This window comes from Sphingomonas sp. Xoc002, assembly GCF_050408055.1.
Lineage (GTDB): Bacteria > Pseudomonadota > Alphaproteobacteria > Sphingomonadales > Sphingomonadaceae > Sphingomonas > Sphingomonas yabuuchiae.
This window is the reverse complement of sequence record NZ_CP191175.1, coordinates 1368078-1383185: the sequence shown is the minus strand read 5'-3', so window position 1 is coordinate 1383185 and position 15108 is coordinate 1368078. Positions and strand designations below refer to the sequence as shown.

The 15108-nt window shown below is 61.7% G+C and carries 10 protein-coding genes and 1 pseudogene; 5 read left to right on the top strand and 6 right to left on the bottom strand.

Annotation, left to right across the window (positions count from 1 at the left end; genetic code table 11):
- Positions 1-32 precede the first annotated feature (32 nt).
- Positions 33-404: a response regulator gene (locus ACQR50_RS06300; RefSeq protein ID WP_428970238.1), complete on the bottom strand. Its 372-nt coding sequence runs from the start codon at positions 402-404 to the stop codon at positions 33-35.
- Entirely contained in the window at positions 397-4380 is a 3984-nt protein-coding gene (locus ACQR50_RS06295; RefSeq protein ID WP_428970237.1) for a PAS domain-containing protein, read from the bottom strand. Before ACQR50_RS06295 ends, ACQR50_RS06300 begins: the two co-directional genes overlap by 8 nt.
- A gap of 931 nt (positions 4381-5311) precedes the next feature.
- Here ACQR50_RS06295 and ACQR50_RS06290 point away from each other — a divergent pair.
- From ACQR50_RS06290 to ACQR50_RS06280, 3 genes are read left to right on the top strand one after another with little or no spacing between them, the layout of a single operon-like run.
- Entirely contained in the window at positions 5312-6163 is an 852-nt protein-coding gene (locus ACQR50_RS06290) for a CDP-alcohol phosphatidyltransferase family protein (RefSeq protein WP_428970236.1), read from the top strand.
- On the top strand, positions 6163-7260 hold the full coding sequence (locus ACQR50_RS06285; RefSeq protein ID WP_428970235.1) for an inositol-3-phosphate synthase: 1098 nt from the start codon (positions 6163-6165) through the stop codon (positions 7258-7260). The genes ACQR50_RS06290 and ACQR50_RS06285 overlap by 1 nt, the downstream gene beginning before the upstream one ends.
- A complete protein-coding gene (locus ACQR50_RS06280; RefSeq protein ID WP_428970234.1) occupies positions 7257-7979 on the top strand; it encodes an NTP transferase domain-containing protein in 723 nt (240 codons plus the stop codon). The genes ACQR50_RS06285 and ACQR50_RS06280 overlap by 4 nt, the downstream gene beginning before the upstream one ends.
- Positions 7980-8436: 457 nt before the next feature.
- Here the strand turns inward: ACQR50_RS06280 and ACQR50_RS06275 are convergent, their stop codons facing one another.
- On the bottom strand, positions 8437-8682 hold the full coding sequence (locus ACQR50_RS06275) for a hypothetical protein (protein WP_428970233.1): 246 nt from the start codon (positions 8680-8682) through the stop codon (positions 8437-8439).
- 128 nt (positions 8683-8810) lie between these two features.
- On the opposite strand from ACQR50_RS06275, the gene ACQR50_RS06270 reads away from it, so the two are divergent.
- The gene (locus ACQR50_RS06270) at positions 8811-11141 is read left to right on the top strand and encodes an FdhF/YdeP family oxidoreductase (protein ID WP_428970232.1); all 2331 of its coding nucleotides are present in this window, start codon (positions 8811-8813) and stop codon (positions 11139-11141) included.
- 31 nt (positions 11142-11172) lie between these two features.
- Here the strand turns inward: ACQR50_RS06270 and ACQR50_RS06265 are convergent, their stop codons facing one another.
- Positions 11173-11595 (bottom strand): c-type cytochrome, encoded by a 423-nt coding sequence (locus ACQR50_RS06265; protein ID WP_428970231.1) that lies wholly within the window; start codon positions 11593-11595, stop codon positions 11173-11175.
- A gap of 267 nt (positions 11596-11862) precedes the next feature.
- On the opposite strand from ACQR50_RS06265, the pseudogene ACQR50_RS06260 reads away from it, so the two are divergent.
- Positions 11863-12056: pseudogene (locus ACQR50_RS06260) on the top strand (IS481 family transposase); the annotation flags it as partial.
- A 254-nt stretch (positions 12057-12310) separates the two neighbouring features.
- Here ACQR50_RS06260 and ACQR50_RS06255 read toward each other — a convergent pair.
- Positions 12311-12649, bottom strand: coding sequence for a hypothetical protein (locus tag ACQR50_RS06255; RefSeq protein WP_428970230.1), 339 nt, complete (start codon positions 12647-12649; stop codon positions 12311-12313).
- A 20-nt stretch (positions 12650-12669) separates the two neighbouring features.
- Positions 12670-14907 (bottom strand): UDP-galactopyranose mutase, encoded by a 2238-nt coding sequence (gene glf, locus ACQR50_RS06250; RefSeq protein WP_428970229.1) that lies wholly within the window; start codon positions 14905-14907, stop codon positions 12670-12672.
- Positions 14908-15108 lie beyond the last annotated feature (201 nt).

Below are 15108 nucleotides of genomic sequence, written 5' to 3'. Positions count from 1 at the left end.
GATCGCGATGCTCACATCAATGGGTCCTGACCCTAGGGGTGAATGACACGCCCGATCGCCTGCGTAATCCGTCTCATATTGATCGGCTTCTCGCACCGGTCGATATCGGCAAAGCGGGCTGGGATGATCGACCCATCATAGCCAGTCGTAAACAGGAACGGCACACCGCGCTCCGCGAGACGATCGGCCACAGGAAAGACCAACTCGCCGCTCAGATTCACATCAAGGATGCTGCCGTCGATCTGCGCCTCGGACGCGATAAGGTCGATCGCTTCCTCGACGGTCGAAACCGGGCCAAGCACGATGGCGTCCGCATCAGCGAGTTCCATCTGAAGCTCGTCGGCCAGCATGTACTCGTCTTCCACCACAAGAATGCGACAATGCCGAAGGGTACGCTCAGCCATGATCCTCGACCTCTCCAGAGCTAGTGGATACCGGGACGGCGATCGTGCAATGCACGCCGTCTGAGCCCAGCAAGTATGATGTTTTTGCCTGGAGCTGGTAGGGCAAAGCCTTCTCGATCAGTTCGCGGCCCTGTCCGGTACCTCTGGGAGCCGCGCCTGCGGGAGCCATGGCTACTCCGCTTTCGCGCCAATCGATGTGCAGCCACGGCCTGTCGCCCTCGTTTTGCAGCGACCAGGTAATGGCGAGCTTGCCCGCCGATTGTCCGAGCGCGCCATATTTCATCGCGTTCGTCGTCAGCTCGTGCAGGGCCATGGCAAGGGTCTGCACGGTGGAGGAGCGCAGGCGTATGCCCTCTCGACCGCTGAGCGTCACGCGATCCGCAGTCCCGTCCATGACCGACAGTTCGGTGCGGATCAGATCGTCGAACGTCACCCGGTCGTGGTCCTCCAGACGTGACAGCAGGCCTTGCACGCGCGACAATGCCTCCAACCGGTCGCGGAAGCGGGTGCGGAAGTCGGGCAGGTCAGCGCTGGCCCGGGCAGTCTTGTCCGACATCGAACGGACCACCCCCATCAGGTTGCGGGTGCGATGCTGAAGCTCGTTCACCAGTACCTTCTGGCGCTCTTCCCATTCGCGGCGCTCGGTGGTGTCGACCATAGCGCCGATCATGCGGATGGCTTCACCGCGATCATCGTAGAAGAAGCGCCCCCGGGCCGAATGCCAGTGAACCGAGCCGTCGGGATGCACGGCCCGAAACTCGCGCACAAACTCTTGATGATCGGCCATCGCCTGGCGCAACGCTGCCTCGGCGCCGGCGCGATCTTCGGCATGCAGACGCGATGCCCATGCCTCATAGCTTGGCGCCACCTCGCCGGCGGCGTAGCCTTGCATACGGAAATGTTCGTCGGACCAGTGAACGTCGCCGGTCACGATGTTCCAGTCCCATAGCCCGACCCTCCCGACCTCGACGGCATTACGCAGTCGCTCGGCGCCATGCTCCAGTTCCTGCTGGACCGACCTGCCCTCCGTGATGTCTTCGGCGATGCCGCCGATGCGCCAGACCTGATCGCCATCATAGAGTGGGAAGTCGGTGTTCCTGATCCATCGGATGGCGTGATCGGACGCCCGCCGGATGCGGAACTCATGCACGATGGTCTCGCCGAGCCGAGCCTGTTCGAGATGTTGCCGGGCTACATCGCGATCGTCAGAATGGATTATCCCGGTCCAGCGGGAAACGTCGCCGAGTAGCGCGTCGGGTTCCACGCCGTAAATGCTCGCTATGGCGGGGCTCGTATATTCCATCGCCAGCGTTTCGGCGTTCCTGATCCACAGTCCAAAGGCCGATGCGCTGGCGAACTCCTGAAAGCGCTGCTCGCTTTCCCGTAGCGCCGCTTCCGCGCGCGCGCGTTCGAGGGTGGCCCAAGTGCGCTCGGCTACCTCAACAAGGAGTGACGCCTCACTTGGGGACCAGGCTCGAACCTTTGTGTCGCCGACGAGCAGCGTGGCGATAAGGCGGCCTTCTTTGACCAGCGGAGCCGCCATCATCGACCGGAAACCCAAGGCAGTGAAGTTCTGACGGATGCGCGCTGGCAGCCGTTCGTACGTAGCATAGTCGCGAACCGTCAGCGCCTCGCCAATAGCCAGAAGCTGAAGGAACTCGCGTGCATCGGACACATCATGTGCTCCGGCGAGCGATGGCAGTCCCTTGCGTACGCTGTCGCGCAGTACCAAACCGGTACTCCGGTCCAGATCCCAGTCGACATAGTAGCACCAACCCGCGCCCAGCACCTCGCGTAGCAGGCGGGTGGTTTCGCCCTGGATGTCGGCGGGAGCTGCGAGCGGGCGGACTGCATCGCTGAGGTTCAGCAGGAATGACTGCCGTTCCTCGCTTTCACGCAGCGCCGTTTCGGCCCGCTTTCGTTCGGTGATGTTGGTGAAGAGCACCGCCACACGGTTTCTTGCCGGGTCGAGGGAGAAGATATTGAGATCGAACGTGATCCCGAGCGTTGCTTCGCTTTCCTCGACACGGAGAGGTTTGCCGGAATCCAGGGCCTCGCCATAGAGCTCGGTCCAACGCGGGTTTGGCTTTCCCAGGAGTTCGGTCGCCGTCTTACCCACCGGCCACGGCATGGTCGTGTGTTTCAGGAAGGCGTGATTGACGTCGATGAAGCGGAAGTCGGCCCACCGCCCCGTGTCGTCCCGCAGGACCTCCACCACGGCACAGGCCTCGTCCATGGACTCAAAGAGGGTGCGATAGCGTTCTTCGCTTTCACGAAGGGCGTCATCGGCATGCCTGCGGTCAGTGACATCGCGCCAGAACACCGCCAGACCGCCGTCGACCATCGGATGGGCGCGCATCTCAAGCCAAAGGGCTCGACCGTCCTTCCAGGCATATTGATGCTCCAGCGACACCGGGCAGCGATCGGCCATTGCTGCCTTCAGCCGACGGCCAAGTTCAGAATCTTCGCTTTCGGGGTAGGCGTCCCAATGGGATCGGCCGACGACCTCATCGCGAGCGCGTCCATCCAGGCGCAGAGCTTCAGCGTTATGCTCGATGATGGTGAAATCGGGGGCCAGCACGCCGAACCCCTCGGCCATCCCCTCGAGCACGTTACGCAGCCGCTCTTCGCTTTGACGCAAGGTTTGCTCGATCCGGGCGCGCTCAAGCGCGATCCAAATCCGCTCGGCCGCCCCCTTCAGCAGCTCGATGTCACCAAAACTCCAGTCGCGTACCCGAGTTCCTGCCGCGAGGAGCACAGCCGCCAACCGCCCATTGCGCAGGAGCGGAACACCCGCTGCAGAGCGCATGCCGAGATTCCGATAAGCCGCCGCGGCCGAAGCGCTGAAATGCTCGAAATTCTCCCAAGCCGGAAAGGAGAATGCGGTTCCGGAATGCACCAGGTCCAGGAATTTGCGTTCACCGGACAGGTCATGGACCCCCACCATGGAAGGAAGGTCGTTACGATGGAAGTCGCACAGCACGACTGCATGCGTTCCGCGCGCGTCGAACTCATTGAAATAGCACCAGGCGGCATCTAGCCGCTCGGCGAGCAGCCGCATGGCCTCTGCCTGGATGTCCGCCGGGTCAGTCAGCGGAGCCAAGGCGTCGCTCAACTGCAACTGGAATGCCTGGCGCTCCTCACTCTCACGCAACGCGGACTCTGCCAGTTTGCGGTCGTCGATGTCGATATTCAGGCCGAGCCACTTCTCGATCTGCCCGTCGGCATCGATCACCGGCGCAGCGCGGACATTGGTCCAGCGCCACTCGCCATCGGGTGCACGGAGCCGAAACTCAGCATCCACCAGTCGCTGCGCGGCAATTGCATCACGCCATTGCCGCTCGGCATAGCCTTTGTCGTCGGGATGAATAGCGTCCAGCCAGCCATAGCCGAGCCATTCCTCAAGCGTCTGGCCGGTATAGCTGCGCCAGCTCGGGCTATCTGTAACGACGACCCCGTTGGGATCGGTTTCCCAAACCGCCTGCGCCCAACTGCCAATGAGCAGCCTATGTCGCGTTTCACTCTCGCGCAGGGCGCGCTCGGCCAACACTTGCGCAGTGACTTCCCTTAGAGTCCACAGGACGCCGGCTATCTTCCCCGTCTCATCGCGGACTGGTGCATAATCGACATCGAACCAGGCATCCTTCAACTCGCCATGGCGAAGTACCGGGTATTTCTGCGCCAGCAATCGCGCCGACTGCCCCGACATACCGCTGGCAACGTCCGCGGCGAAGACATCGCGTGATCGGGCGAAGGTCACGAACGCCGATTGTCCAAGTGCTTGGACATGGTGCTCGCGGAGCAGTTCGGTGAACCGATCATTGTACAAGTGGATGGCCTCGGCTCCCCAGACTAGGCTCATCATGCTGGGTGAGCCGAGCATGAGGTCGACAATAGTCTTCAGGCTTTGCGGCCAGCAGGTGACCGGCCCAAGCGGTGTCGCACCCCAATCGCGGGCGCGGATCTGCGCCGCCATCGGGCTTTCCCCGCAAGGCCAGGGTAGCGGGTCTTCTGCTCCTTGGTTCGCCACTCGCACATCTCGCTGGTCAGGAGCGTCAACCACTAACCCACCGATGCCTCGATGTCGCAGACATGTACCCTAACCTACGTGCCTTTATATTGATTTCGTTAGTATATTTTGGCTTCGCGTCGCATCGTGATCCTGTCGGCAACAGTCCGGCTTAGTCCGGCCCGTCTGTCAGGTGCAGCTCCAGCCAACAGGATCATGTCGGCCGATTTGTTTCCCGCAAACGAACCCATGGCGGGCAGGTGTCCCTGCTGATCGCGCCGAGAGGCGTCCGGAGCATCGACTTTCCCAGAATCTGTTCCCGATTGCTCTTTCCCGAAATCGGCCCCTGAGGATGATAAAACGGGAATGGTCGGGCTGAACCAACGGCTGCTTTCGGAACGACGGATTGTCCGCCTGAGCTTCCATGTTTGCGCGTTAGCGGCCGCCCTGCCCTTCAGTCATGACGACCCAATGTCGGCCATTCAACGGCGCGCGGCCCCCTCCCGAAAGCGGACGCTCAATAATTGCAGCCTGGCCGCTGCTTGCTCAGCTAGCGTCACCTCACCGATCTGCATTCGTCAGACCTTTGATGACGATCGCTGTCCCCTTTGGAGGCCGGGGGGATACATTGTGCGTGGTCCTGCGAAAGAGACTCGACGCGAGATGATTGGCGAGCCGTCGCTCCAGCCGTGGCATTGACAAGTCGTCGAACCACGACCGATCAAATCCGGAAAATGGCCTTGAGAACGGCATGACGGCGCCATCCATCAGGCCGCCGTGGTACCGCAGAGCTGACCGCTAACCCTAGCCTGCCTCAACGACCGGCCTGATCGACGCGTGACAGGCTCGTTGCAAATCGCTTGCAAGTCAGACAGCTAGGCTCATACATTACGATTTAATGACATTTACCATCCCCGACACCTCACGGGACCGTCGGATAGAGGATCCGACAAATCTCTGGGTTATTCATCCAGCGGCACGCTTTCTTGTGCCTTGGTTCATCGCGCGCGGAATCTCGGCCAATGCCGTTTCCCTGGCCGGGCTGGCGTTGGGCACATCGGCCGCGCTGGCCTACAGCCAGTGGGAAATATGGCCTTTTGCCGTTGTCGGCCTGCTGCTGTCCGTCTGCTGGCTTGTCGCCGACGGAATGGATGGGATGATCGCGCGGGCCACAGGCACAGCCAGTCCGCTCGGACGCGCGCTGGATGGGTTGTGCGATCATGGCGTTTTCGTCCTGATCTATGTTTCGCTGGCCTTCTCCATCGGCACGTTGGAGGCTTGGGCCTTGGCGGTCGCCGCAGGCATCGCACATATGGTCCAATCCAATATGTACGAGAGCGAGCGAGCCCGCTTTCACCGGCGCCGGAATGCGGTGGCAAAGATCGTCAGCCCTGCACCGAGCCGCAATCCGCTTGTCCAACTTTATGATCATTGCTGGGGATTATTGGATCGCGTTGCGGCGCGGTTCGACCACGCGCTGGGGCAGCACCAAGCTCCCTCTGAGCTCGCGGCGACATATGCCACCCTCGCCGTCAGGCCCATGCGGCTGATGAGCCTGCTGTCCGCCAATGTGCGGGTCTATGCCATTTTCCTTGCCTGTCTTTTTGGTAATCCACGCCTGTTCTGGTGGTTTGAGCTTATCCCACTGAACATCATCCTCATCCTTGGACTTTTCCAGCATCGCACCGTCGAAAATCGCCTCACAGTGCCGGAAAATTATTTCCCAGACATAGAAGGAAGCAAAAGGTAATGCCGGCCATTAATATTGCCATTGTTGGGGTAGGCAACTGCGCCAGCTCTCTCGTGCAGGGGCTTTCCTATTATCGCGAGGGTGCAAACGAAACGGTCGGTCTCATGCATTGGGATTTGGGCGGGTATAGGCCGACCGATATCCAAGTCGTTGCAGCTTGGGATATTGACCAACGAAAAGTCGGCAAGGACGTAGCAGAGGCAATCTTCGCCAAGCCCAATTGCACCACCGTCTTTTGCGAAACCGTGCCTCCCACGGGGACCAAGGTGCAGATGGGGCATGTTCTTGACGGCGTCGCCGAACATATGTCGGATTATGACGATCATCGGACATTCCTGCTCGCGCATGAAAAGGAGGCGTCCAAAGCGGAAGTGGTCGCTGCCCTGCGCGAGACCAAGACCGATGTGCTGATGAACTATCTGCCGGTGGGTTCGCAGGCCGCCAGTGAGTTCTACGCCGAATGCGCGCTTGAGGCGGGTGTGGCGTTTGTGAACAACATTCCCGTATTCATCGCCAGTGACCCCATATGGGCGGACCGCTTCACCAAGGCTGGTGTCCCGATCATCGGCGACGACATCAAGGCGCAGCTCGGCGCCACCATCGTTCACCGCGTGCTCACCGATCTGTTCGCAAAGCGGGGCGTCAAGCTGGAGCGGACCTACCAGCTTAATACCGGCGGCAACACCGACTTCCTCAACATGTCCAATCATCGCCGCCTTGCCTCGAAGAAAATCTCGAAGACCGAGGCGGTGCAGTCGGTCGCTGCGGAGCGGCTGCACGACGACAATGTTCATATCGGCCCGTCGGACTATGTACCTTGGCAAAATGACAACAAGATCTGCTTCCTGCGGATGGAAGGGACGATGTTCGGCGGTGTGCCGATGAACCTGGAGTTGCGCCTGTCCGTTGAGGACAGCCCGAACAGTGCGGGCGTCGCCATCGATATGATCCGGTGCGCCAAGCTGGCGAAGGATCGCGGCTTGGCCGGGCCGATCGACGCGGCCTCGGCGTATTTCTGCAAGCATCCGCGTATTCAGATGACCGATGACCTTGCGGCGCAGGCGGTCGACGAGTTCATTGCCGTAGCGGCTGAATGATCGAAACCGGTATTGTTCTCGCGGCAGGCGAAGGATCCCGCCTTCGCGCTGTCGCCCCGCTCAAGCCGCTCTGCCGCGTGGGCGGGCGGACACTGCTTGCCCATGCCGTGTCCGGCATGGCGCAGGCGGGGCTGGCTCGGACGGTCGTGGTCGTCGGTTATGAGGCCGAGACGATCGAGGCCTATATCGCGGCGGAAAATTGGCCGATCATAGTCGAAACCGTCCGGGTAGAAGATCATCGCTATCCCAACGGCTCGTCGTTGCTCGCAGCGGAACCATTGCTGTACGGTGAGGAGGCAATCCTCGCGATGTGCGACCATCTCGTCGAACCGGAATTTTATCGGCGAATGGCTCATGCCGATACGGGGGGCGGCGCATCGCTCGGGATCGACCGTCGGATCGATCACGAATGGATCGATCTTGACGATGTGACGTGCGCTCAGACGGATGGCGAACGCTTGATCGGCATTGGCAAGGGTCTCACGGTATATGATTGCTTCGATACGGGTGTCTTCGCTGTGGGCAAGGGTCTGTTCGACGCACTCCGGGGATTGGAAAAGCCCTCTCTGACCGAAGGAATGCGGCGCCTGGCATCCGACCGTACTGCTGGCATCCGCGATTGCAGCGATCTTGGATGGATCGATGTTGACGATGAGCGGGCATGGCGCATTGCAGAAACGTGGCTCACCACAAGTCGCCGCAGCACAGGCAACGCTTAAATAAGCACGAATAGCGGCCCCGCCAAGCCGCCTGCCGCATTCGGACTAAAACGAAAGAGCAAATGAAGTACGAGCGCAGGACATTCAGATAGTCTGTCCCGATCATCGCAGCTGGAATTGTCTATCTAGTCGCAAAGTTTGGGGCTCTTTTAATGCAGGGGTCAGCAGACGTTCGGATGGCAGCTTCCATCAGATTCAGACGTTCGGCCCGGCATATGTGAACGACAGCATCTGGTTGTAAGCTGCCGTGACTGAAATGCCGAAAGCATGACCCAATCCCGGCCGTTCATGCGGCTAAACTGGCTGCCCGGTTTCTGCCGTTCGTTCATGTGAGCGGATCGACGCTGACAGACGGTTACCACCCCCCAAAACAGCGGAGCTTAAATTCTCCTTCAATATCAGGGGGGGCAACCGGGGCTCCCGGTTTCAATATGGATCGGCAAATTGATTCAATGGGCTACGCGTCACCCAGCGTCCCTCTCCGTCCGCGCGGGATGCCCAAAAGCAGAACAGCCATGACACACGCTGTCCCGGCGGCAAGGACCGAGGGGCGAACGCCAAGGCGGACCGCGGAACGGTCGAGCAGCACCTCTCCCCGCCCGACGGCGTTGACCAGTCGCGGCACGATCTGCGTGTCGATGAAAAATTTGGGGGCCGAAGGGCCCGTCGTCTTTTTCAGCATATAGTCACGACCGACCGTCATGGCATTTCTCCTTTTGAAATCCGTATCTTAGATCAAATTCGGGATAGCCGCCGCCGCCACAGGGTTAACGACAGGACCCGGCGAATGTTTCGCCAGGAAACGCCCGCCACCCCGGCCGGAGATGCCCGATGAAAGCCACGTACAAGCCGTATCGCCTCCCCTCCGGTGGATGGGGCTCCGCGCGCTCGGTCGGCAATATCCTGCGCCGGGAGGGCGTGCTGGGTAGCGCCAGCGTCGCGCTGTCGCGGCATAACAAGGTCGATGGCTATCAGTGCAACAGCTGCGCCTGGGTAAAGCCCGCCACGCCGCTCCCCTTCGAATTCTGTGAAAACGGCGTGAAGGCGGTCGCCTGGGAACTGACCGCGCATCGCTGCACACCCGCCTTTTTCGCCGAACACACGGTCAGCGAGTTGCTGACGTGGGACGATTATCATCTGGAACAGCCCGGCCGCCTCACCCATCCGCTGCGCTATGATCCCGCGACCGACAAATATACGCCGGTGTCGTGGGGCCACGCCATCGCGGAGATCGCCCACGAACTTCGCGCGGTGGAAGACAGGCAGCACGGCACCGTCTTCTACAGCTCCGGCCGTTTGTCGAACGAAGGCAGCTATCTCTATCAGTTGTTCGCCCGGCTCTATGGCAACAACAACCTGCCCGACAGTTCGAACATGTGCCATGAAACGACCTCGGTCGCCCTGCCCGCCAGCATCGGCCAGGGCGTCGGCACGGTCGATCTGGGGGATTTTGCGAAAACCGACTGCCTGATGTTCTTCGGCCAGAATCCGGGGAGCAATTCGCCGCGCATGTTGCACCCGCTTCAGGAAGCCAGCCAGCGCGGGGTGCCGATCATCACCTTCAACCCGCTTCGCGAGCGGGGACTGGAGCGGTTCCTGAACCCGCAATCCCCGACCGAGATGCTGACGGGCAAGGATACGCGGATCAGCTCGGACTATCATCAGGTCAAGAATGGCGGCGATCTGGCGGCGATCGCGGGCATCTGCAAGGCGGTGCTGACGCTGCACGACGACGCCCTGGCAGCCGGTGAGCCACCGATCCTGGACCTCGCCTTCATCGATGCGCACACGCACGGGTTCGAACGCTTCGCCAACTGGTTACAGGCGCAGGACTGGGACGAGCTGGAGCGGCGTTCGGGGCTGCATCGTGCCGATCTCGAAGCGACCGCGCTCATCTATGCCCGTGCGCCGTCGACCATCGGCATTTACGGCATGGGCCTGACTCAGCATCGCGCGGGGGTCGAGACGGTGCAGATGCTGGTCAACCTGCTCCTGATGCGCGGCAATATCGGGCGGCCCGGCGCGGGCATCTGTCCGGTGCGCGGCCACAGCAATGTCCAGGGCCAACGGACGGTCGGCGTCACCGAAAAGCCCGAGCTGTTCCCGCTCGACCGGCTGGGCGAGCAATTCGGCTTCAAGCCGCCGCGCGAGGCGGGGTACAACACGGTCGAGGCCTGCGAGGCGATCCTCGAAGGCCAGGTGAAGGCGTTCTTCATGCTGGGCGGCAACTTCGCCCGCGCCATCCCGGACCAGGGCCGGATGGAGCTTGCCTGGCGGCGGATGCGGCTGACTGTCAACGTCCTGACCAAGCTCAACCGTACCGCGCTGCTCCCCGGTGAGATCAGCTATATCCTGCCCGTCATCGGGCGGCTGGAGATCGACGAGACGGCGGCCGGGCAACAGGCCTTGTCGATGGAGGACACCTCCGGCTGCGTCCATGGCAATCGCGGACTTCGCACGCCCGCTTCGCCGCATCTCATCAGCGAGATACGGCTGCTGTGCGAACTCGCCAAACAGGTGTTCGAGCCCAACCCCAAGGTGCGGTGGGACGATTATATGACCGACTATGCCGCAATCCGGCGGGAGATCGCCCACACCCTGCCTGACAATTTCCACGACTATGAAACGCGCATGTGGGAGCCCGGCGGCTTCCAGCGCGACCTGCCCGCCAAACGGCGCGAATGGCAAACCGATACCGGCCGCGCCAATTTCGTCACGCCGGAGGCACTCGACGAAGACCTCGACATGCCGGACGTCGGGCATGAGGTGCTGCGGCTGATGACCTTGCGCAGCAACGACCAGTTCAACACCACCGTCTATGGCTATAACGATCGCTTCCGGGGGATCGACGGCATCCGCAACGTCGTGCTGATGAACCGCTCCGACATCGAACGCCGGGGTCTGAAGGTCGGGCAGGCGGTGACGCTGCGCACCGTGGCCGATGACGGCGTCGACCGGCATCTCTCGGGGATGATCGTCGTCGCCTATGACATTCCGGTCGGATGCATCGGCGGCTATTATCCCGAATGCAACGTCCTGATGCCGGTCTGGCATTATGCGGTGGGCAGCAAGACCCCCGCCGCCAAGTCGATCCCTGTGACGGTAACCAGCGACGGCGACGCGATCCTGGAGCCGGGAATGGAGGATCGTTCGACCGCATGACCGGCGCGAACCGGCTTTCGACGGTTGGCGGTCAATCCAGCGTATAGAGATAGGCCGCGATCGCGCGCGCTTCCGCCTCGCTCGGCCCTTGCTCGGGCATACCGGTGCCGGGGCGCATCCTTTGGGGATGCATTAGCCAGCGCGCCATCGTGCCAGGATCATTGGGCCAGGTGCCCGCAATATGCGCACGGATGGCGATCTTGGACAAAGGTGGCCCGACCCTGCCGGACGCACCCGTGGTTCCGGGAATGTCATGACAGCCGCCGCAGCCGCGCTGCATGATGGCAGCACGTCCGCTATCGACTTCTCGATCAGTGATCGCCTCGGCATAGGTCCACGTCTTTGCGCGGGTCTCAGCATAGATGGTTATCCCCCCGATGACCGCCGCGAACATCGCGACCCCGAACAAGGCGGCAGGCGAGATCAGTGTCGCAGGCACCGGGCGTCTAAGCATGGGCGGTCCTCAGCAGGCGAGATGATCTTCTCCGCTGCCGACATTTTGACCACTCGCGGGGTGCCGTTGATGTTCGCAACTGGGTATGACAATTCGGTTGTTCCGGTGCACTTCAAGCACATTACGCAATACGAAAAGACAATCGCGCCGGAAAAATTGGTAAGCGTCCTTGCAACGGTGATCTCGACGATCGAATCACAATGCAATTAGGTGTTTGATCCCACGGTTTGATGGTGCGATCCTTTCGTTGGAATGGAAGGAAGCCGCATGGGACAGGTACGTCATGGGTGCGCCACGACCACGCACGCCGTCCGAACAGCAATACAGCACGCCAAGCTTCACTCGCGACGCTGCGCCGTGAACTCGGGATCAACCCGAAGACAGTCGCGAAGTGGCGTAAGCGGGTGACGGTCGAGGATTTGAAGACCGGGCCGAAGGCCCCTCATTCAACGATCTTGAATCAGAACTCACGCCTCATGGGAATCCTGCAAATGCAGACGCACCCTAAGGAACGCGGCGTACCGTTCATCTTCTTGACGGGATACGACCAGATGCGGTCCCGGCCCACCTTGCTGAGGTCGTCCGACTGCAAAAGCCAGCTCCCCTCAGCAATATTGGGAAAGCCGTTGCTCTACTCTAGGCAGACCGTTTAGGCTTCCCCGTCCGTCAAACTCGTTGGGACATTCGCACCGTCAATCGGCCTCGGCTTGACGGATCACGCCAGTGTAGAAATCCAGTCCGCCACCTGAAAGGCGGCAAATGGTGGGAACAGCGCAGCGCTGTCCTTGTCCTGTTCGGCCTGCACGTCGCTCCTGACCATCAGACAGGGCAGTGCTTGGCGCGCCAGAATTTCGGCCAGCCGCTCGCGATCCTCCGCTCGAAAGGCTCCCATGATGACCGCGCCTCGGAGGTCCTCCGTCAACAGGACCCGGATCGCATGCGACATGTCATTCAAGGGGCCGATCACCTGAATATCTCGTTTCTTCAGCACGCTCGCGACATAATCGACGGCAAAATCGAGCTGGGCCGCCAGCAGGACGATCGGCTTGGTCACGCCGCCCCCTTCTCTGTGGGTCATGCGGCGCTTCGTCCTCCCGCCAGGGCGGCCAACCCCGTCATCGCCGCTCCCTGAAGCATTGGCTTCAACCGGCGATAGGTCGCCAGCGCCTGCCCGACGACCTGGTCCATGTTATAGTAGCGATACGTTGCCAGCCGCCCGACGAAACTCACATGCGGTTCAGCCAAGGCCAGCGCCTCATAGCGTTTGTACAGCGTCTGGTTCTCGTCGCGCGGGATCGGGTAATAGGGGTCGCCCGTCGCACTGGGATATTCATAAGTCACGCTGGTCTGCGGCGCGATCTGGCCGGTCAGATGCTTGTATTCGGTAATCCGCGTATAGGGGACGGCCTCGTCGGGATAGTTGACGACGGCGACGGGCTGATGCCGTTCCTCGTTCAGCGTCCGATGCTCGAAGCGAAGCGAGCGATAGGGCAAGCGGCCGTAACGATAGCCGAAATATTCGTCGATCGGCCCCGTGAAGACCAGATGGTCGTGGGGATAGGCATCACGAACATCGGCATAGTCGACCCCCAGCAGCAGATCGATATTGGGATGGCTCAGCATCGCCTCGAACATGCGGGTAAAGCCTTGCGCGGGCATCGCCTGATGACGGTCGCCGAAATAGCGGTCGTCAGTGCAGGTCCGGGTCGGCACGCGTGCGGTGACCGACTTGTCGAGTTCGGAAGGGTCCATGCCCCATTGCTTGCGGGTATAGCCTTGGAAAAAGGTCTCGTAGAGTTCGCGCCCGACCTTCGATATCACCACATCCGCCGATGTGCGGATCGGATCGACCGGCTCGGCGCGGGACGCCAGAAACGCCTCGACCTCAGCGTCACTCTTCAGCTCGAGGCCGTAGAGCAAGTTGAGCGTCGTGCGGTTGATCGGCATCGGCATCAGCGTGCCGTCGACATCGGCGAGCACGCGATGCTCATAGGGCCGCCAATCGGTGAAGCGCGACAGATACTCGAAAATGTCGTCCGAATTGGTGTGGAAGATATGCGGGCCATAGCGGTGCACCAGGATGCCCGCCGCGTCGTGATGGTCATAGGCGTTGCCCGCGATATGCGGCCGCCGATCGACGACCAGCACCCGCTTGCCTGCATCGGACGCCAGCCGCTCCGCCATCACCGCTCCTGCGAACCCCGCGCCGACGACCATCACGTCATAGCGGTCCTGCAGGGGCGGCCAGGTGACGGGCGACACGACGGGCTCGTGCCGGTCGCGGCCCGCGATCTCCGCCTCGATCAGCGCGGTCATCTCCAGCGCCGTGCTGCTCCACGAACCGCGCGAAAGCTGCGCATCCGCCGCGTCGCGCCAGTCGTTTCCGGCGGCGCGCAAGATCATCGCCGCTTCGCACGCGGCGATGAAGGCGGCGGGCGTGTCGGCAATGGTCACCCCCGCCAGGGATCCATAGTGGCGCACGACATCGGTGATCGGCGTCGAGACGACCGGACAGCCCGCCGCCAGATATTCGGGTGTCTTGGTCGGGCTGATGAACCGCGTCGCCTCGTTGATCGCGAACGGCATCAGCGCGACATCCCAACCCGCCATATAGTCCGGCAGCGCCGAATAAGGCCGCCCGCCGAGATAATAGATATTGGCCCGGCGCGGCAGATCGGCTTCGTCAATCTTCACGACGGGGCCGATGATGACCAGCGACCATTCGGGATGGGCGTCGGCCAGCGCCGCCAGCAGCGCCAGGTCCATCCGCTCGTCGACGACCCCGGCGAAACCGAGCCGGGGATGCGGCAGTGATGCCTGGTCGGCCGGTCCCTCGCCCCCCGAGCGCGCCCGGCCGAAATGCGCGACATCGATGCTGGAGGGAAAGGCATGGACGTCGGAATGGCGGCTGCGCTTCGCCTCGTACAGGCTGGTCCCGCCGGTGAAGACCAGATCGGCCCGCTCGATCAGCCGCTGCTCCCGCTCCAGCAACTCGGGCGGCGCGCCCTTGAAGGCGGACAGTTCGTCCATGCAGTCATAGACGATGCACGCCGCCGGGACATGGTCCGAAAAGGGCAGCATCATCGGCGTGTAATACCAGCGAATAACCGGGCCGGTCACACCTTCCAGCTCGGTGTCGAGCAAAGCCGCCAGCACCTCGTCCTCCCGACCTCGCAAGGCCTCGTCCAGCTGCGGGGTCAGCACCACCACGCCGCTTTCCGGGCATGTCCGCCGGTACAGTTCGGATGGGCCAGGCCGATATTCGGGCTCCTCCCAGAACAACACATCCTGCGTCGCGGCAAAGCGGGTCATCAGATGCTGTGGCCGTTGAAACACGAAAGCCCAGCGAAGATGACTAAAGCAGATCAGCGTCGATCGCGGACGATGGTGGTAAAGGCTATTGGAGCCATGGGCGGCGCTCGACAGCTGGGCGGTCACGGAAGCTCCTTATAGGTCTCTGTTACAAAACAGAAACATCCCGCCGCTCCGCCATGTTCCAGCTAACCTACTGTA